This window comes from Cyanobium sp. PCC 7001, assembly GCF_000155635.1.
Taxonomy (GTDB): Bacteria; Cyanobacteriota; Cyanobacteriia; order PCC-6307; family Cyanobiaceae; genus NIES-981.
On sequence record NZ_DS990556.1, the window covers coordinates 51,734 to 68,161 of the forward strand.

Sequence of the window (16,428 nt, forward strand, 5' to 3'; positions counted from 1 at the left end):
AGCTGCCTGGCATTTACGGATGCATGCTGTCTTGCTCGAACATGAGGAATCACACTCTATCTCGGATGTATACGGGGCCTAACACGGCCATGCACCTGAGCCGCCACCTGAGAGTTATTCAACAGATTTGCCTCTCTCTGCGGCCAGGTGATGGCAAGCGTTAGATAAACAGTGACTACTTTCTGAATTGCCTGCCTAAGTGGTTGCCGGCTTATCCCGATCAGCCTGTCAAGGATCACCATGCCCTGCTGGAAGCGGCCGAGCCAGGACGCTTCGAGGCCCTGGTGGAGGCGGATCTACAGGGCCTAGCCCAGCAACGAGCGCTGCTCCACCCATCGAACCCACCCTCCCTCAGACCGAAGCGAGCGTGGGGTAATCGGTGTACCCCGCCGGCCCGGGGCTGTAGAAGGTGGCCGGATCGGGTTCGTTGAGCGGAGCGCCGCGGCGGATGCGCGCGGGCAGATCGGGATTGGCCAGGAAGGCCGTGCCGAAGGCCACCGCATCCACGGCGCCGGCGGCGATGGCCGCCTCGGCCTCGGTGGCGTCGTAGCCCATGTTGCTCACCAGCACGCCGCGGTAGTGCTCGCGGGCCGGGCTGAGCACATCACCCTGCTGGCGGCCGAGGAAATCGCCGCGCATCAGATGCAGATAGGCCAGGGGCAGATCGTTGAGGCGCCGGGCCAGCCAGGTGATCAGGCCGATCGGATCGCTGTCGGCCATGGCGTTGTAGCTGTTGAGGGGCGACAGGCGCAGGCCCATCAGCGGCGTCTCGCCGGCCACCGCCTCCAGAACCTCCAGCAGCAGCCGGGCCCGCTGCGCGATCGGCCCGCCGTAGGGGCCGCTGCGGTGGTTGCTGCCGTCGCGCAGGAATTCATCGAGCAGGTAGCCGTTGGCGCCATGCACCTCCACCCCGTCGAAGCCGGCGGCCATGGCGTTGCGCGCCGCCAGGCGGAAGCCCTCCACGATCGCCGGAATCTCGTCGTCGTCCAGTTCGCGCGGCACCACATAGGGCTGCTTGCCCTCGGGCGTGCGCACCGTATCGCCGGTGATGGCGATCGGGCTGGGCGCCACCGGCACCCGGCCGCCGTTGAGCAGCGGATGGCAGGCGCGGCCGCCGTGCCAGATCTGCAGCACGATGCGCCCGCCGGCGCGGTGCACCGCATCGGTGGTGAGCCGCCAGCCATCCACCTGGGCCTGGCTGTGGATGCCGGGCTCATGCCAGAAAGCCGAATGGCCCTCCATCGCCATGGTGGCCTCGGCGATGATCAGTCCGGCGCTGGCCCGCTGCGCGTAGTACTCGGCCATCAGCGCCCCGGGCACATGTCCGTCCTCAGCCCGGCAGCGGGTGAGCGGCGCCATCCAGATCCGGTTCGGGAGCTCCAGCGCACCCAGGACCATCGGCGAGAAGAGACTGGGCATCGGGGAGGGTGAGGGCGGCAGGGCCATGGGCATTGTGCTGAGGCTGGTTTGCCAGCCGGCCAGCGGACCCTGACCTAGGCTGTTCTACGAAACGTTTCACAGGTGTCGCCATGGTGATCGGCGTGCGCGTGGAACCGGAGTTGGAGCGGCAGCTCGATCAGCTGGCGCGGCAGCTCGGCAAGAGCCGCAGTGCCTGCATCCGCGAGGCCATTCGTCAGTACCTCCTCCGTCACGGCGATGCCGAGGAGGCACGCCGGCAGTCCGAACACCTGGCCCGGTTGGAGCAGCCCCACTGGACAGAACAGGTGCCCGACTGGAGCGACTGGACGGCATGACGCCGGCCGCTCTACGCCGCGGCACGTTGGTGACCGTGGCCAGCCCCGGTGCCTATTCCGGCAAACCACGGCCGGCAGTGGTGGTTCAGGCGGACCGCTGGCTCCAGGCCCATCCCAGCGTCACCCTCTGTCCTCTCACCAGCACCCTGGTGCAGGCTCCCCTGGTGCGGCTTGCCGTGGAGCCCTCGCCGCGCAATGGCCTGCGCAAACCGTCCCAGCTGATGGTGGACAAGCTGTTCACCGTTCCGATCCAGGCGGTGGGTGAGGTGGTAGGGCAGCTGGAGCCCCAGGTGCTGGTGGACCTGGATCTGGCCCTGCGGGGCTGGCTGGAGCTGCCCTGAACGGGTAGGTGCCCGCTCCGGAAGCCGTCCCTAGCGTGAATCCATCCGCGCCCGAGGCCCGCCATGGCCAGCAACCCCGTCACCTGGTTCGAGATCGCCGTGACCGACCTGGAGCGTGCCAAGCGCTTCTATGAGGCCGTGTTCGCGCTCACCCTCACCAACATGCCCACGCCCGAGGGCGAGGACTACTGGACCTTCCCCATGAGCGACACCCTCATGGGAGCCGGCGGTGCTCTCACCACCATGGAGGGCATGAAGCCCGGCCCGGGCGGCACCCTGATCTATTTCGCCTGCGACGACTGCGCCGTGGAACAGGCCCGGGTGGAACCCGCCGGCGGCAAGGTGCTGCAGCCGAAGATGAAGATCGGCGCGTACGGCTTCATCGCCGTCTGCATGGACACCGAAGGCAACCCCATCGGCCTCTATTCCCAGAGCTGAGGACGCCTTCGCGTCAGCCACCCTCAGACCGCCATCGTGGAGGCGATCGCCTCGGTGATCACCTCCAGCCTCACCAGACGGTGCTCACCGAAGGACCGCAGGAACGGAACATCGCCGGCATCACGACCCTGGGCGATCAGCACCCGGCCGCAGCGGGGCATGTTGTGCCGGGCATCGAAGGTGTACCAGCGGTCGCCCAGAAACACATCGAACCAGGCTGAGAAGTCCACCGGCGCCTCCGTCACCGGAATGCCCGTGTAGCCCAGGTAGCCGGTGCAGTAGCGGGCGGGGATGTTGAGGCAGCGGCACAGGCTGATCGCCAGGTGGGCGAAGTCGCGGCACACACCGGCTCCATCGGCGAGGGTCTGGCTGGCCGTCTTCTCAGGCGTCACCGCGTCGTAGTCGAAGCGGATCTGGGCGTGAATCCAATCGCAGATGGCCTGCACCCGAGCCCAGCCTGCGGGCACCTGGGAGAAGGTGGCCCAGGCCAGACCCATCAGCGCCGCGGTGTCGCAGTAGGTGCTGGCGTTCAGGAAGGGGTAGGTGTCGATCGGCAGAAACTGAACCGGGCACAGTGCCGCCGCCGGCACCACGAGATCCCCTGCATCCGGCCGCTCGATGCTGGCGTCGTAGCCGAAGCGGGTGCTGCCGGAGGCGGCGATGAAGCGGCACCAGCGGTTCCCCTTGCCGTCGGTGAGCACCTCCACCGGGCGATCCGGCTGCAGGAACACCTGCTCCGGGTCCAGCAGGTTGGCCCTCAGGCTGGTGTGGGGGTGCACGAGGGCGAGCATCGGCGTGGGCGCCTCGCAGGCGATCTCCAGTCGGCAGCCGATGCGTAGATCCACTGCGGTGACTGAGAGCGTGCCGATCGGGCCCATGCTGGCCGCTGCGCCCCTGGCCGGTGGGCGGGGTGCGGGAGCTCTGACACGCTCAGGCGCTCGGCTCAGGCGCTCGGCAAGGGAAGGGCCGTCGCGGTCCCGCCCGCCTGCGATCGCTTCCCACTCCAGCGGATTGCCCGGCGGCGGGAGGATCGGGACATCCGTTGTGAACCCCTACCCCGGCCTCCCTGGGCGTTGAGGACACCCCAGACTGTGGCGACACCAGCGCGGAACGTGCTGCCATGACGGCCAGTTCCCCCATGCCGGCGCCTCAGGACTGGCAGGTGGCTCACCACCCCGCCGACCACACCGGCCCGGGTTACGCGGTGTACCAGCGGGGCAGCCACGCCGACGGCACCTACATCCGGGTGTACGTGCCCGAACAGGCCCGCAGCCCCAGGCCCGAGCCCCTGCGCGCCATCACCTACCTGCATGGCTTTGCCCTCTGCATGCCCAGCTTCTACGAGGCCCACCTGGTGGAGCTGGTGCGCCAGGGGAACCTGGTGTTCTTCCCGGATTTCCAGCGCAGCCTCTACCCGGACACCCCGCCCGGCGCCCCAGCGGCGGTGCGGCAGGAGCGCCGGGATGCCGCCCTCTGGCGCGGCGTGCTTCAGCAGACCGCGGACATCGACGCCGAGGAGGAGGTGTTCCCCGCCACCCTGCGGAAGGCTCTCGGCGTTGAGTCCGACGACTCCGGTGGCGCCGGCATTCCGGCCGCTGCCCTGCGGCGCACCCTCTGGCCCCTGCTGGTGGTGCTGGCCCTGCTGGAGGCGCTCAGCTGGTTCCGCCGCCGCTACGGCCGCAACCTGATCCACTTGCTGTCCACCGTGGCCCTGAGCCTGGCCGTTGCCCCGCGTCAGTGGCTCGAGATGGCGATCGATCGGGTGGATGGGGCCTGGGCCGATCTCAGCGGCCTGGACGACTTCCGCCACTGGGCTGGGCAGTGCGTGCAGCCCGTGGCCTTCGGCCATTCCCTGGGCGGACTGCTGGCCCTGAGCCTGCCCAGTGCCTACCGCCACCGCGCCGATCAGCGCTTTGCGCCCAGCCAGGTGCTGGTGGCGGATCCGGCCGCCAGCTCCGAGATGGGCATCCCCCGCCTGGCGATCTGGCTGCTGAAGCTGTTCGGGGCTCCCTTCACCGCCGATCCGCTGCGGATCACCAGCACCGGAGCCGCTCTCAGCGTGCCGGTGGCGATCCTGCATGGCGCCGCCGACCGGCTCGTGCCACCGGACCAGTGGGCCACGGCCCGTGGCGGCCCGGGGCCCAACTTCACCGCCATCGCCAGCACCAGCAAGGCGTTGCTGTTCTCCTGCTCCAATCCGGAGGCCGCGCCACCGCTGGTGGCCTTCCACAACCAGGCCGTGACCTCCACGGCCTATTACGACGATGCCCTGTTCCGCTCCTTCGGCGGGGTGAAGCATGGCGCCAACGCCTACAACACCCAGTTCATCTGGCCGGCGCTCCGGCTGCTGCTCTGTGGAGAGGCCACCCCTCGGCAGCTGATCGAACGGCTCTGCCCCTGTGCGTTCCGGGTGGAGCCGCTGCCGCCCCCATAGGAGAGGGTCAGGTCTCCACGTCGTGGATGCTGCTGATCCGCCACTCCTCCCAGCCTTCGAGGGCCTGGCTGATCTCCTCGGCCGTGATCGTGTAGCCGGCCTCAGCGGCGATCGCCACCGTGTCAGCGCCGGGGGCGGTGAGGCGGGCTTCCAGGGCGGGATCGTTGAAGGCGGCTTTGAGAAGGCCCTTGAGGCCAGCGGCGGTCATGGCAGCGTGTGGCTTCCAGGCGCCTGTCTAGCTCACCTCAGCGGGAGGTGGGAACCACCTCCATGCCGATCGGGGCCAGGGCGATCAGCGCCAGCTTGATGTGCTGGATCCCGAAGGGGATGCCCACGATCGTGACGAAACAGGCCAGGGCCGAGCTCAGGTGGCCGATCGCCAGCCACCAGCCGGCCACCAGGAACCACACGATGTTGCCCACCAGACCCAGCGGGCCGGTGCCGAGATCCATGGACCCGGTGAGCTCCCGCCGGCTCACGGCCTCGTAGCCGAAGGGCCAGAAGGAGAAGTTGCCGATCACGAAGCAGGCCTTGGCCCAGGGGATGCCCACGATCGTGATGGCGGCCACCAGCCCGGCCAGCCACCAGCCCAGGCCCATCACGAAGCCGCCCAGAACAAACCAGAGAACGTTGAGCAGGAAGCGCAGCATGGGGGCTTCAGCCGGCCGGTGCGGCGAGCGAGGGGAGGAAGGTGACCATCTGGGGCACCATCACCACCAGTAGCAGCACGGCCAGCTGGATTCCCACGAATGGCCAGGCCCCCCGGTAGATGGCGCCGGTGGCCAGATCCGGCGGGGCCACGCCACGCAGGTAGAAGAGGGCGAAGCCGAACGGCGGGGTGAGGAAGGAAGTCTGCAGGTTGGTGCCGATCACCACCCCGAACCAGAGCAGCTCGGCGGGCCCCAGCAGCTCCCGGGCCGTGGGCAGCAGCAGCGGCACCACGATGAAGGCGATCTCGAAGAAGTCGATGAAGAAGCCCAGGGCGAAGATCACCAGCATCGCGATCGCCAGGAACCCCACCCGGCCGCCGGGCAGGTTGAGCAGCAGCCCGGAGATCAGCTGATCGCCCCCCAGCCCGCGGAACACCAGGCTGAAGGCGGTGGAGCCGAGCAGGATCGCCATCACCATCGCCGTGGTGCGCAGGGTTTCATCGCTCACCTCGGCCAAGCCCTGGCGGTTGAGACCGCCCTGCAGCGCTGCCAGCACCACCGCCCCGAGGGCGCCCAGGGCACCGGCCTCGGTGGGGGTGGCGACGCCGAAGAAGATGCTGCCCAGCACCAGCAGGATCAGCCCCAGGGGCTGCAGCACCACCTGCAACAAGGTGGCTGCCGGCATGGCCCGCTCCTCGGCGGTGCTGCGCCGCGGGGCCAGCTCGGGCCGCAGCGTCGTGATCACCAGCACGTAGAGGGCAAAGGCGCCGGCCATCACCAGCCCCGGAATGAGCGAGCCCAGGAAGAGATCGCCGATCGACACTCCGAGCTGGTCGCCCAGCACCACCAGCACGATGCTGGGGGGAATGATCTGCCCCAGAGTTCCGGAGGCGGTGATCACGCCGCAGGCCAGGGAGCGGTCGTAGCCGGCCCGCAGCATCGCCGGCAGTGAGATCAGCCCCATGGTGGTCACGGTGGCGGCCACCACGCCGGTGGTGGCCGCCAGCAGCGCCCCCACCAGCACCACCGCCAGGGCCAGGCCGCCGCGCAGTCGACCCAGCAGGTGCCCCATCGCCACCAGCAGCCGCTCGGCGATGCCCGATTTCTCGAGCATCGCCCCCATGAACACGAAGGCCGGAATCGCCAGCAGGGTGAAGTTGCCCATGATCCCGAAGATCCGCTGCGGCAGCGCCGAGAGGAACGAGGGATCGATCAGCCCCAGGGCCATGCCCAGCAGGCCGTACAGCACCGAGACCCCGCCCAGGGCGAAGGCCACGGGGTAGCCGCTGAGCAGGGCCAGCACGAGCGTGGCGAACATGCCCGCCCCGAGCCAGGCGCCGGCATCGAAGCCGATCACGTAGCCGAGCAGCTCGATCTCCATGCCGTTCAGCGCCGCCGCCTCAGCGCACGCCCCTGCAGGCGCAGGCGGATCGCCTCGGCGATGCCCTGCAGGCCCAGCAGCAGGAAGCCAAGCGGGATCAGGGCCTTCACCCAGAACCGCGGCAGTCCGCCCGGATCGGGAGAGGCCTCGGCGATGCGCCAGCTCTCGATCGTCGGCGCCGCCGACACGATCAGCACCAGGGCCACGAACGGCAGCAGCAGCCCCAGGGTGCCGGCCAGCTCCACCGTGCGTCGCCGTTGTTCGGGCCAGCGGGACTGCAGCACATCCACCCGCACATGGCCCTGGCGCTGCAGGGTCCAGCCCAGACCCAGCAGGAAGGCGAGCGCGAACAGGTACCACTGCGCCTCGATCAGGCCGTTGGAGCTGAGGTTGCGGCCCAGCAGCAGACCGGCGTAGCGGCCGATCACGTTCCAGCAGCCGAGGATCAGCATCAGCACCAGGGCCCATCCCGCCAGCCGTCCCGCCCAGCAGTTCAGCCGGTCGATGGCGGCCACCAGGCGGGCGGCGGGTTGGCGCTCAGGCGGTGCCGGCATCGTCAGCTGTCGCCTCCGCCGGCCTTGCCGCGGTAGGTGAAGCGGGAGAGGGAATACTCATTCACCTCGTTCCAGTCCTGCACCTGGCGGCGGAAGGTGCGCCACTGGTCGTGGATCTCCCGGAAGCCGCGGTCGCCGGCCGCCATCTCGGCCAGCAGCTGTTCCGACGCTTCGGCGGCAGCCGTGAGGATGGCCTCGCCGTAGTTCACCAGCTGCGTGCCGCTCTGGAGCAGCCGTTTCAGGGCCACGGCGTTGAGGGCCTCGTAGCGGCTCAGCATCCCCAGGTTGGCCTCCTGGCAGGCGACGCTGAACATCGTCTGATAGGCCTTCGGCAGCCGCCGCCAGGCCTGGCGGTTCACCAGGGCGGTGAGGGTGGGCCCTGGCTCCCACCAGCCGGGGTAGTAGTAGTAGCGGGCAGCCCGGGCCAGCCCCAGCTTCTCGTCGTCATAGGGGCCGGTCCACTCGGCGGCGTCGATGGCGCCGCGATCCAGGGCCAGGTAGATCTCGCCGCCCGGCAGCACCTGCACGTTCACCCCCAGGGCGGCCATCACCTTGCCCCCCAGGCCCGGGATGCGCATCTTCAGGCCCCGCAGCGAGGCCGGGCCGTCCAGCCGGCGCTTGAACCAGCCGCCCATCTGGGCGCCGGTGTTGCCGGCGGGAAAGCTGATCACGCCGAAGTCGGCGTACACCCCGTTGATCGCCTCCAGGCCGCCGGCCTCATAGAGCCAGGCGTTCTGCTGCTGGGCCGTGAGGCCGAACGGCACCGCCGTGCCGAAGGCCAGGGCAGGGTTCTTGCCCACGTAGTAGTAGCTGGCGGTGTGGCCGCACTCCACCGAGCCGCTCTGCACCGCCTCCAGCACCTCCAGCCCCGGTACCAGCTCTCCGGCCGCGAAGGGCTGGATCTGGAAGCGGCCCTCGCTCATTTCGGCCACCCGGCGGCTCACCGTTTCGGCGCCGCCGTAGATCGTGTCCAGCGCATGGGGCCAGCTGGTGGCCATCCGCCAGCGCACGGACGGCAGGGCTGCGCCGGTGGTGGTGCCGGCCCGGCGGATGGTGCAGGCGCCCAGCAGGGCGGCCGAGCTGCCTGCAGCGGCCGCCTGGAGGAGTTGGCGGCGGGGGAGCGTCAACCGGGGTCAGGCCACCGCGGCGAAACTCTCCTTGAAGGCCGCGATCGTGGCGTCGATGTCGCTGTCGCTGTGGGCCAGGGAGGTGAAGCCGGCTTCGAAGGCGCTGGGGGCCAGGTACACGCCGCGCTCCAGCATGGCGCGGTGCAGCTTGCCGAAACGGGCCGCGTCGGCCGCCTTGGCCTCCTCGAAGTTGCGCACCGGCCCCTCGCAGAGGAAGAAGCCGAACATGGCGCTGATCGAGCCGCCGCAGATGGGCAGGCCGGCGTCCCGGGCCGCGTCGAGGATGCCGGTGATCAGCCGCTTGGTGGTGGCCTCCAGCTTCTCGTAGGTGCCGGGTTGCTTGAGCAGATCCAGGGTCTTGATGCCGGCCGTCATGGCCAGGGGGTTTCCGCTGAGGGTGCCGGCCTGGTACATCGGGCCCGCCGGGGCCACCATCGCCATGATGTCGGCGCGGCCGCCGTAGGCCCCCACCGGCAGACCGCCGCCGATCACCTTGCCCAGGGTGGTGAGGTCCGGCGTCACGCCGAAGCGGGCCTGGGCGCCGCCGTAGCTGATGCGGAAGCCGGTCATCACCTCGTCGAACACCAGCAGGGCGCCGTTCTCCTTGGTGAGTTCGCGAATCCCCTCCAGGAAGCCCGGCACGGGCGGGATGAAGCCCGCGTTGCCCACCACCGGCTCCAGGATCACGCCGGCGATCTCGCCGGGGTTCTCGGCAAACAGGGCCTTCACCGCCTCCAGGTCGTTGTAGGGAGCCGTGAGGGTGCAGGCAGTGGTGCTGCGCGGCACGCCGGGGGAATCGGGCAGCCCCAGGGTGGCCACCCCCGAGCCCGCCTTCACCAGGAACATGTCGGCGTGGCCGTGGTAGCAGCCTTCGAACTTGATGATCTTCTCGCGGCCGGTGAAGGCGCGGATCAGCCGCAGCACCGACATGCAGGCCTCGGTGCCGCTGTTCACGAAGCGCACCATCTCCACCGACGGCACCGCTTCGATCACCCGCTCCGCCAGCTGGTTCTCCAGTTCACAGGGGGCGCCGAAGCTGGTGCCCTTGTCGAGGGCGGCATGCAGGGCACTGATCACCTCGGGGTGGGCATGGCCGCAGATGGCGGGGCCCCAACTGCCGATGTAGTCGATGTAGCGGTTGCCATCCACATCCCAGGCGTAGGCGCCCTTCACCCGGTCGAACACGATCGGGTTGCCCCCCACGGAGCGGAACGCCCGCACCGGCGAACTCACGCCGCCTGGCATCAGCGCCTGGGCGGCACTGAAGAGCTCCTGGGAGCGGGTGGTGTTCAGGGCGGGGGCCGAAACGGGAGCCGAGGTCAAGGCGGATTCCGCGGTGGGGTTGTCGGGAGGTTGGTCGGCGTTCGCAACGGCTGGGCGCAGCGCCGTAACGGCAGAGCGTTACGGAAGGACCGCTTCCCATCCTGGCCCAAGACCCTCCCCAACGGTTTGTCAGTAGTTTCGGATCACAACTGACCGGCCCTGTGCGTATCGACTGGCCAGCACTGGAGCGCGAGCTGCGCCGGCTTCTGCCCCCCAGGGCCGTGGTGGCGGCCCGGCAGGAGCTGCTGGCCTACGACTGCGACGGCCTCACCCTGCACCGCCATCAGCCGCCGCTGGTGGTGCTGCCGGAAACCACCCGCCAGGTGTCGGACGTGCTGGCCCTCTGCCACCGCCAGGGGGTGCCGTTCGTGGCCCGGGGCAGCGGCACCGGCCTCTCCGGCGGAGCCGTGGCGGACACGGAGGCCCTGGTGGTGGCCACCAGCCGCATGCGCCGGGTGCTGGACCTCGATCTGCCCAACCGGCGTGTGGTGGTGCAGCCCGGCGTGATCAACAGCTGGGTCACCCGGGCCGTGGCGGGCGACGGCTTCTATTACGCCCCGGATCCCTCCAGCCAGGTGGCCTGCAGCATCGGCGGCAACGTGGCCGAAAACTCCGGCGGCGTGCACTGCCTCAAGTACGGCGTCACCAGCAACCACGTGCTGGGCCTTGAGGTGGTGCTGCCCGATGGCACGGTCACCACCCTGGGGAGCGACCTGGACGAAACCCCCGAACTCGACCTGCGCGGCACCTTCATCGGCAGCGAGGGCACCCTGGGCATCGCCACCGCCATCACCCTGCGGCTGCTGCAGGCCCCCCAGAGCGTGGCGGTGCTGCTGGCCGATTTCACCGCCATGGAGGCCGCCGGCGAAGCGGTGCGGCTGGTGACGGCGGCCGGGGTGATGCCGGCGGGGATGGAAATGATGGACCGCCTCACGATCGAGGCGGTGGACGACTACTTCGGCTACGACGAGTACCCCCGCGACGCGGCGGCGGTGCTGCTGATCGAGCTGGACGGCCAGCAGCGGGAGGTGGCCGCGGCGGTGGAGCTGGCCACCGCCCTGTGCCGGCAGGCCGGCGCCCGCCAGGTGCGCCAGGCCTGGGATGCGGACGAGCGGGCCCAGCTGTGGAAGGGCCGCAAGTCGGCGATCTCGGCCCTGGGCCGCCGCTTCCCCAGCTACTACCTCCAGGACGGCGTGGTGCCCCGCAGTGCCCTGCCCCGGGTGCTGGCGGCGATCGAGCGGCTCAGCGAGCGCTTCGGACTGCCGGTGGCCAACGTGTTCCACGCCGGCGACGGCAATCTCCATCCCCTGATCCTCTACCGGGCCGGCGAGCCGGGCATCGGCGAGCGGGTGCAGGAGCTGGGGGCCGAGATCCTGCGCCTCTGCGTGGAGGCGGGCGGCAGCATCACCGGCGAGCACGGCGTGGGCAGCGACAAGCGCTGCTACCTCGACTGGATGTTCAGTCCCGACGACCTGGCCACCATGCAGCTGGTGCGGCGGGCCTTCGATCCGGAGGCCAGGGCCAACCCCGGCAAGATCTTCCCCACCCCCCGCACCTGCGCCGAGTCGGCCCGGCGGGTGGCCGTGCTCGAAGCCCAGGGGTTGAAGCTCCCGGCCGAGGTGGTGGTGGTCTGACCGGTGGTTCAGGGGTTCTGTTGGCGGAACGCCTCGATGTCGTCGGCCACCGCCTGGGAGGAGGCCCCGCTGACCATGAACAGCTTGAAGCGCTGGTCCTTGGCCAGGTACTCGGCGTAGGACGAGCGCAGAAAGGGGCGGAAGGCGGGGTCCTGGCGGAGGTGGACCCCGAAGAACGGCACCGTGATCGCCTGCATGTAGCTGCCGATCAGCCCCTGGTTGGGGAGGGTGAGATCGGTGATCGATTTGATCGCCTTGCCGATGCCCGGATCGATCTGGGTGAAGTTCACGTGGGCCTGCCCCTCCACGATCAGCCAGTACTTCTCCGGCGCCCTGAGCCAGGTGAAGGAGGCCGCCTGCTCCAGGGCCGGCGGGGTGGCCGGGTCGTAGCTGCCCGAGGCCAGCACCACCGGGATCTTGATCTGCTCCAGTCCCTTGCGGCCGAAGATGGCGCGGTTCACCGGGTTGGCGGCGAACACGGCCACGGCACGGGGATCCTGCAGCCCCTGAAGCTGCTCGGCAGGGAGCCGGAGGGCCTGGCACTGCAGCAGCAGCGCGATGTCCAGGGCGGCGTAGGGGCGCTCGCACTCCTCCTTCAGATAGGCGGGATCCACCCGGGCGCCGGCGACGGCCAGGGCCGTGTAGCCCCCGAAGGAGTGGCCGGCGATGCCCACCGACTCCAGCTGCAGCCTGCCCTGGAACGAGCCGGCATTGCGGCGCTCGAGCTCATCGAGCACGAAGCTGATGTCCTTGGGGCGGTTGACGAAATCGTTGACGTCGAACAGATCGGCGTGGAGGCCCCGCAGCATCTCCTTCAGCCAGATCGTGTCGCTGCCGGGATGCTGGGGAGCCGCCACCAGATAGCCGTGGGAGGCCATCTGCCGCAGGGCGATGGTGAAGTCCTCCGGCCGGGAGGCCAGGCCATGGGAGAACACGATCACCGGGATCGGACCTGAACCGGCGATCGCCGGCCTGTACACGTCCACGTAGAGGCTGCGGTTGCGCTGGGGATCGTTCAGCGTCCACACCTGCTCGCTCACCGTGTGGGGCCCGGGCCGGCGCGGATCCACGAGGGTGGCGTAGTCCACCGGGGGCTGGGCTTCGGCCTCTTGCGCCGTGAGCTGGCGCATCGCGGTGTTGAGCTGCTCCGTGGCGGCGATCACGCGCTTGGTGGCCTTCTCGGCGCCGAGCACCTTTTCGCCATGGATCTGGATGTCGGACGGCAACTCCCTGAGGGTGGAGAGGAGGGTCAGTCCGTCCTCGGAGAAGGCGGCGTTCACCAGGGCGGACCGCAGGGCCAGCTGGCCGTTGCCGCCCCGCAGCAGGGTGATGGCCTTGCCGAGCCGCTTCAGCACATCCGCTCCCATGCTGCTGTTGAAGAAGCGGGACACGATCAGCGGATCGACCTCCGCCTTGGTGGTGAGGGCCTTGCGCAGCATCGGAAGCTGCTCCGGCGGCACGGCCTGCAGGAAGAAGGCGAGATCGTCCTCGATGGCGCCGCTGTCAGCGAAGGTTTCGAGGGAGCTCACCTTGAGGGAGCGGATCAGCGGCCCGTAGGAGAAGGAGATCGATTCCCCCGCCCGTGCAGCGCCGCCGCCCAGCCACAGGCTGGCGGCCAGGGCGGCGAGCCCGAGTGCCCGGCCGAAGCCCGGTGCACCGAGGCGCGCTGACGTGCGTTCTGCCGTGCGGTCTGAAGGTGCTGGCCGGATGGAGGAGAACGAAGGATCCCGAGGCTGGACAAGACCCTCGGCCATGCTGGCTCAGCGGATGAGTGGCCTCACGCTAGGCGTGCGGCATCAGCCGGGCTCGTCCTCCATCGCATCCTCCGGGTCCTCCTCGGGCCAGGCCAGGTTCACCACCACCGGGGCGTGATCGCTGGGCTGCACGTTGCCGCGGGTGTGCTTGTGGATCCGGCACCCCGTGGCACAGGCCGCCAGCGTGTCGCAGAGGTAGATGTGATCGATGCGCCAGCCGCGGTCACGGTCCCAGGCGCCGGTGCGGTAGTCCCACCAGCTCCAGTGGCCGGCCTCCGGCTCGAACAGGCGGAAGGCATCGGTGAGGCGATCGCCGAGGGCCTCGCGCAGGGCCTGGCGTTCCGCCTCGCTGGCCATGATCCCGCCGGTGAGACGGTCCGGATCGTGGAGGTCGCGGTCTTCCGGACCGATGTTGAAGTCGCCCAGCATGCAGAGGGGATCCCCCTGTTCCTCCTGCACCGCCAGGTAGCGGCGCAGGCAGGCGAGCCACTGGAGTTTGTAGGCGTACTTCTCGCTCCGGAGGGCGCTGCCGTTGGGCACATACAGGTTCAGCACCCGCACCCCATCCACCAGGGCGCTGATCACCCTTTTCTGCGTGCTGAGCTCCTGGGCTTCGGCGTCGCCCGGCAGCAGCGCCTCGAAGCCGATCCGCACATCCTCCAGCGGCAGCAGGCTCAGGATGGCCACGCCGTTGTAGGCCTTCTGGCCGCTGATCGCGGTGGCATACCCCAGCTCCTGGAAGGCGTCGTGGGGAAAGAGCTCGTCGGCCACCTTGGTTTCCTGCAGGCAGAGCACCTCCGGGCGCTCCTGCTCCAGCCAGGTCGTCACCTGCTCCAGGCGGGTGCGCACCGAGTTCACGTTCCAGCTGGCCAGGCGCATGGGCAGGGAGGCTCCGCCGCGCCATGTTGGGCCACCGGGGCCGGCACAGCCCCTGCCACGCCCTTAGCATCAACTCGATGGCCTGAAGATCCGCCGCATGGCCCCCACCAGCCCAGCGATCCATCAACCCCTGCTGAGCGGGCCCGCCGCCCGCCGCCGCCCGCTCAGCCGCCCCAAGCTGTTTCAGGGCGGCCTGGTCGCCCTTGGTGCCGCCCTGCTGCCACTGGCTGGCGTGGCTCCCCATGCCGAAGCCCAGCAGGCCGGCTACGGCCAGACCCTCGGCGGACCGATCGAGGACAACGGCCGTGATGTGGGCACCGGGGCCCCCCGCACCAACAGCAACGTGCTCGACGCCACCAATCCGATCGACCTGATGAACCGGCTGCGGCGGGCCACCGCCCTCGACGACGCCACCCCTCCGGGCGATGCGGTGGACGCCGCCCTCAGGGACTTTGACTCCCAGACGGCGTCGCCGGGGGCGGCTCCCCTGCGTTCTCCCTGACCGGAGTCTTGGGCGGCTTCGGCCGGATCGCCGCCAGTCCCCAGGCTGCCGCCACCTCATCCAGGCGGGCATCGCCCTTGTCCCCAGCCAGCGCCTTGGCCTGGGCCAGGGTGCCCTGCGCCGCCTTGGTGTCGCCCCGCTCCTGCTGGATCAGGGCGCGGGCCAGCAGGGGCCTGGGATCCTTGGGGAAGCGGGTGTTGAGCTTGATCAGCTCGGCCTCGGCCTTGCCGGGCTGGCCGTTGCGCTGGTGCACGTTCGCCAGCAGCAGGCCGATCGGCACGGCGTTCGGCTTCGGCGTGGGCGTGGTGGCGCGCTTGAGGGCGGCCTCCAGCTGGCTCAGCGCCAAGGCGGTGCGCCCGGTTTCCACCTGGATCAGCGCCATCAGCTGCAGGGCCTCCACCTGGTCGGGGCGCTGGTTGAGCAACTGGCGCAGTTCCCGCTCGGCGCCGCTGCGGTCACCCTGATCGCGGCGCAGTTCCGCCAGCAGCAGCCGCAGCGACCAGCGCTCCGGCTGCTGGTCGGCCAGCCGTTCCAGCAGCGGCGTGGCTTCCGCCTTGCGGTCGAGAGCCACCAGCAGCTCCAGCAGCCGTTGCTGCTCCGCCACGCTGGCTTCACCGCTGTCCAGCCGCCGCCGCAGATCGGCCGCTTGCCGCTCCAGACGGGGACGGGAGGCGCTGCGTTCCGGGATCCCACCACCCTGCAGCTGGCCCAGCCACCAGCCTGCGGCCAGGCAGGCACCCGCCAGGCCAGTCGCCGCCAGGCCCAACCAGAGACCTTGACGGCGCGGGGCTGGGGGCATGGGCGCAGGCACTCGAACCGCTGGGCTCAGTCTGCCTCCCTACCCTCAGTCATTGGCACGACCCCTACATTGGGCGCCATGCGCCAACACCCCATCCCACCGGTCACGGAGCCGCTGCAGTACCGGGCCATCGGCGTGGTGAGGGGCACCTATGTGCCCACCGACGCGGACCAGCCCACCCGGGGCGCCATCCACACCGCCGATGGCAGCACCATCGAGGCGGTGGTGCTGGGCCGCCTGCTCACTCTGATGCGCCGCCATCTCGACCTCGAGCAGCCCCACCTGTGGGTGGTGTACCCCCGCTCCCGCGAGCCCGAGGGTCTGCACCTCCAGATGGTGGGGGTGTGGGAGCCCAGCACCCTGGCCGAAGGGGATGGGGATGGGGCCGATGCCGGAACCGATGCCGAGACCGAGGCGGAAGCCGCCGCAGCCCCTGCCGATGCGCTGCCCGAGGGCGACGACTATTTCTCCATCCGCGGCGAGCTGATCTACACCCGCCCCGAATCGGGTGATCTGGTGGTGAAGGTGCGCCAGATGCCCCGCGCCGATGGCAGCAGGCCGATCCCGTTCAAGTTGCAGCTGAAGGGGGAGATCCCCCTGGACCATCTGCGCCATTTCGTGGCGCTCGACATGCGGCGCCAAGGCGAAGCGCTGCAGCTCGAGGGTTTCGAGGTGCTGGCGCCCGTGGCCCAGCGCGGCAGCCGTGGCGGCAAGGGCCGCCGCGATGGCGGTGGCGACAAGGGCGACAGCAAGGGTGGCGGCAGCAAGGGTGGCGGCAGAGGAGGGGATGGCGCCGCACGGCCAGCGGCGGCCCGTCGCGGTCCGGGCCGCACGGCCGTGATCCGTCCATCCCGCTGA

18 protein-coding genes are annotated in these 16,428 nt (G+C 70.0%); 7 read left to right on the forward strand and 11 right to left on the reverse strand.

Annotation, left to right across the window (positions count from 1 at the left end; all coding sequences use genetic code 11):
* Window positions 1-351 precede the first annotated feature (351 nt).
* Window positions 352-1,452, reverse strand: coding sequence for an alkene reductase (locus tag CPCC7001_RS00225; RefSeq protein ID WP_006911523.1), 1,101 nt, complete (start codon window positions 1,450-1,452; stop codon window positions 352-354).
* Between the two features lie 77 nt (window positions 1,453-1,529).
* Here CPCC7001_RS00225 and CPCC7001_RS13840 point away from each other — a divergent pair, with 77 nt between their 5' ends.
* From CPCC7001_RS13840 to CPCC7001_RS00240, 3 genes are all read left to right on the forward strand, one after another.
* A complete protein-coding gene (locus CPCC7001_RS13840; protein WP_006911443.1) occupies window positions 1,530-1,754 on the forward strand; it encodes a ribbon-helix-helix domain-containing protein in 225 nt (74 codons plus the stop codon).
* Window positions 1,751-2,095, forward strand: a complete 345-nt coding sequence (locus tag CPCC7001_RS00235; RefSeq protein WP_043368399.1) for a type II toxin-antitoxin system PemK/MazF family toxin — start codon at window positions 1,751-1,753, stop codon at window positions 2,093-2,095. The genes CPCC7001_RS13840 and CPCC7001_RS00235 overlap by 4 nt, the downstream gene beginning before the upstream one ends.
* A 63-nt stretch (window positions 2,096-2,158) precedes the next feature.
* Window positions 2,159-2,533 carry a VOC family protein gene (locus CPCC7001_RS00240; protein ID WP_006909051.1) on the forward strand — a complete coding sequence of 125 codons (375 nt, stop codon included), beginning with the start codon at window positions 2,159-2,161 and terminating at the stop codon, window positions 2,531-2,533.
* 23 nt (window positions 2,534-2,556) lie between these two features.
* Here the strand turns inward: CPCC7001_RS00240 and CPCC7001_RS00245 are convergent, their stop codons facing one another.
* Window positions 2,557-3,411, reverse strand: coding sequence for a transglutaminase family protein (locus CPCC7001_RS00245; RefSeq protein WP_006910554.1), 855 nt, complete (start codon window positions 3,409-3,411; stop codon window positions 2,557-2,559).
* Between the two features lie 242 nt (window positions 3,412-3,653).
* Between CPCC7001_RS00245 and CPCC7001_RS00250 the strand changes: the two genes are divergently transcribed.
* Window positions 3,654-4,967: a hypothetical protein gene (locus CPCC7001_RS00250; protein ID WP_156796619.1), complete on the forward strand. Its 1,314-nt coding sequence runs from the start codon at window positions 3,654-3,656 to the stop codon at window positions 4,965-4,967.
* A 7-nt stretch (window positions 4,968-4,974) separates the two neighbouring features.
* Here CPCC7001_RS00250 and CPCC7001_RS00255 read toward each other — a convergent pair whose 3' ends face one another.
* From CPCC7001_RS00255 to hemL, 6 genes are read right to left on the reverse strand one after another with little or no spacing between them, the layout of a single operon-like run.
* Window positions 4,975-5,175 carry a Nif11-like leader peptide family natural product precursor gene (locus tag CPCC7001_RS00255; RefSeq protein ID WP_006909849.1) on the reverse strand — a complete coding sequence of 67 codons (201 nt, stop codon included), beginning with the start codon at window positions 5,173-5,175 and terminating at the stop codon, window positions 4,975-4,977.
* A 37-nt stretch (window positions 5,176-5,212) separates the two neighbouring features.
* Window positions 5,213-5,617, reverse strand: a complete 405-nt coding sequence (locus CPCC7001_RS00260) for a YccF domain-containing protein (RefSeq protein ID WP_006911774.1) — start codon at window positions 5,615-5,617, stop codon at window positions 5,213-5,215.
* Window positions 5,618-5,624: 7 nt separating this feature from the next.
* Window positions 5,625-6,998 carry a TRAP transporter large permease subunit gene (locus tag CPCC7001_RS00265; RefSeq protein WP_006911621.1) on the reverse strand — a complete coding sequence of 458 codons (1,374 nt, stop codon included), beginning with the start codon at window positions 6,996-6,998 and terminating at the stop codon, window positions 5,625-5,627.
* A gap of 5 nt (window positions 6,999-7,003) precedes the next feature.
* A complete protein-coding gene (locus CPCC7001_RS00270; RefSeq protein WP_006909256.1) occupies window positions 7,004-7,552 on the reverse strand; it encodes a TRAP transporter small permease subunit in 549 nt (182 codons plus the stop codon).
* Window positions 7,553-7,554: 2 nt separating this feature from the next.
* Window positions 7,555-8,679 carry a TRAP transporter substrate-binding protein gene (locus CPCC7001_RS00275; RefSeq protein ID WP_006909139.1) on the reverse strand — a complete coding sequence of 375 codons (1,125 nt, stop codon included), beginning with the start codon at window positions 8,677-8,679 and terminating at the stop codon, window positions 7,555-7,557.
* Window positions 8,680-8,685: 6 nt separating this feature from the next.
* Window positions 8,686-10,002, reverse strand: a complete 1,317-nt coding sequence (hemL, locus tag CPCC7001_RS00280; protein ID WP_006910529.1) for a glutamate-1-semialdehyde 2,1-aminomutase — start codon at window positions 10,000-10,002, stop codon at window positions 8,686-8,688.
* Window positions 10,003-10,163: 161 nt separating this feature from the next.
* On the opposite strand from hemL, the gene CPCC7001_RS00285 reads away from it, so the two are divergent.
* Window positions 10,164-11,636: an FAD-linked oxidase C-terminal domain-containing protein gene (locus tag CPCC7001_RS00285; protein ID WP_006909104.1), complete on the forward strand. Its 1,473-nt coding sequence runs from the start codon at window positions 10,164-10,166 to the stop codon at window positions 11,634-11,636.
* Between the two features lie 8 nt (window positions 11,637-11,644).
* Here CPCC7001_RS00285 and CPCC7001_RS00290 read toward each other — a convergent pair whose 3' ends face one another.
* The gene (locus tag CPCC7001_RS00290; protein WP_006909347.1) at window positions 11,645-13,390 is read right to left on the reverse strand and encodes an alpha/beta hydrolase; all 1,746 of its coding nucleotides are present in this window, start codon (window positions 13,388-13,390) and stop codon (window positions 11,645-11,647) included.
* A gap of 42 nt (window positions 13,391-13,432) precedes the next feature.
* Window positions 13,433-14,269, reverse strand: coding sequence for an exodeoxyribonuclease III (gene xth, locus CPCC7001_RS00295; RefSeq protein ID WP_006910872.1), 837 nt, complete (start codon window positions 14,267-14,269; stop codon window positions 13,433-13,435).
* Window positions 14,270-14,366: 97 nt separating this feature from the next.
* On the opposite strand from xth, the gene CPCC7001_RS00300 reads away from it, so the two are divergent.
* Window positions 14,367-14,771: a hypothetical protein gene (locus tag CPCC7001_RS00300; protein ID WP_050757009.1), complete on the forward strand. Its 405-nt coding sequence runs from the start codon at window positions 14,367-14,369 to the stop codon at window positions 14,769-14,771.
* Here the strand turns inward: CPCC7001_RS00300 and CPCC7001_RS00305 are convergent.
* Window positions 14,713-15,570 (reverse strand): lipopolysaccharide assembly protein LapB, encoded by an 858-nt coding sequence (locus CPCC7001_RS00305; protein ID WP_006911353.1) that lies wholly within the window; start codon window positions 15,568-15,570, stop codon window positions 14,713-14,715. The two genes, CPCC7001_RS00300 and CPCC7001_RS00305, sit on opposite strands and share 59 nt — an antisense overlap.
* Before the next feature lie 78 nt (window positions 15,571-15,648).
* On the opposite strand from CPCC7001_RS00305, the gene CPCC7001_RS00310 reads away from it, so the two are divergent.
* Window positions 15,649-16,428, forward strand: coding sequence for a hypothetical protein (locus CPCC7001_RS00310; protein ID WP_006910433.1), 780 nt, complete (start codon window positions 15,649-15,651; stop codon window positions 16,426-16,428).

Excerpts from the sequence above, each read along its gene's own strand:
- CPCC7001_RS00225 (WP_006911523.1), bottom strand. The coding sequence starts at position 1,452 with ATGCCCATGGCCCTGCCGCCCTCACCCTCCCCGATGCCCAGTCTCTTC.
- CPCC7001_RS13840 (WP_006911443.1), top strand. The coding sequence starts at position 1,530 with ATGGTGATCGGCGTGCGCGTGGAACCGGAGTTGGAGCGGCAGCTCGAT.
- CPCC7001_RS00235 (WP_043368399.1), top strand. The coding sequence starts at position 1,751 with ATGACGCCGGCCGCTCTACGCCGCGGCACGTTGGTGACCGTGGCCAGC.
- CPCC7001_RS00240 (WP_006909051.1), top strand. The coding sequence starts at position 2,159 with ATGGCCAGCAACCCCGTCACCTGGTTCGAGATCGCCGTGACCGACCTG.
- CPCC7001_RS00245 (WP_006910554.1), bottom strand. The coding sequence starts at position 3,411 with ATGGGCCCGATCGGCACGCTCTCAGTCACCGCAGTGGATCTACGCATC.
- CPCC7001_RS00250 (WP_156796619.1), top strand. The coding sequence starts at position 3,654 with ATGACGGCCAGTTCCCCCATGCCGGCGCCTCAGGACTGGCAGGTGGCT.
- CPCC7001_RS00255 (WP_006909849.1), bottom strand. The coding sequence starts at position 5,175 with ATGACCGCCGCTGGCCTCAAGGGCCTTCTCAAAGCCGCCTTCAACGAT.
- CPCC7001_RS00260 (WP_006911774.1), bottom strand. The coding sequence starts at position 5,617 with ATGCTGCGCTTCCTGCTCAACGTTCTCTGGTTTGTTCTGGGCGGCTTC.
- CPCC7001_RS00265 (WP_006911621.1), bottom strand. The coding sequence starts at position 6,998 with ATGGAGATCGAGCTGCTCGGCTACGTGATCGGCTTCGATGCCGGCGCC.
- CPCC7001_RS00270 (WP_006909256.1), bottom strand. The coding sequence starts at position 7,552 with ATGCCGGCACCGCCTGAGCGCCAACCCGCCGCCCGCCTGGTGGCCGCC.
- CPCC7001_RS00290 (WP_006909347.1), bottom strand. The coding sequence starts at position 13,390 with ATGGCCGAGGGTCTTGTCCAGCCTCGGGATCCTTCGTTCTCCTCCATC.
- xth (WP_006910872.1), bottom strand. The coding sequence starts at position 14,269 with ATGCGCCTGGCCAGCTGGAACGTGAACTCGGTGCGCACCCGCCTGGAG.
- CPCC7001_RS00300 (WP_050757009.1), top strand. The coding sequence starts at position 14,367 with ATGGCCCCCACCAGCCCAGCGATCCATCAACCCCTGCTGAGCGGGCCC.
- CPCC7001_RS00305 (WP_006911353.1), bottom strand. The coding sequence starts at position 15,570 with ATGCCCCCAGCCCCGCGCCGTCAAGGTCTCTGGTTGGGCCTGGCGGCG.
- CPCC7001_RS00310 (WP_006910433.1), top strand. The coding sequence starts at position 15,649 with ATGCGCCAACACCCCATCCCACCGGTCACGGAGCCGCTGCAGTACCGG.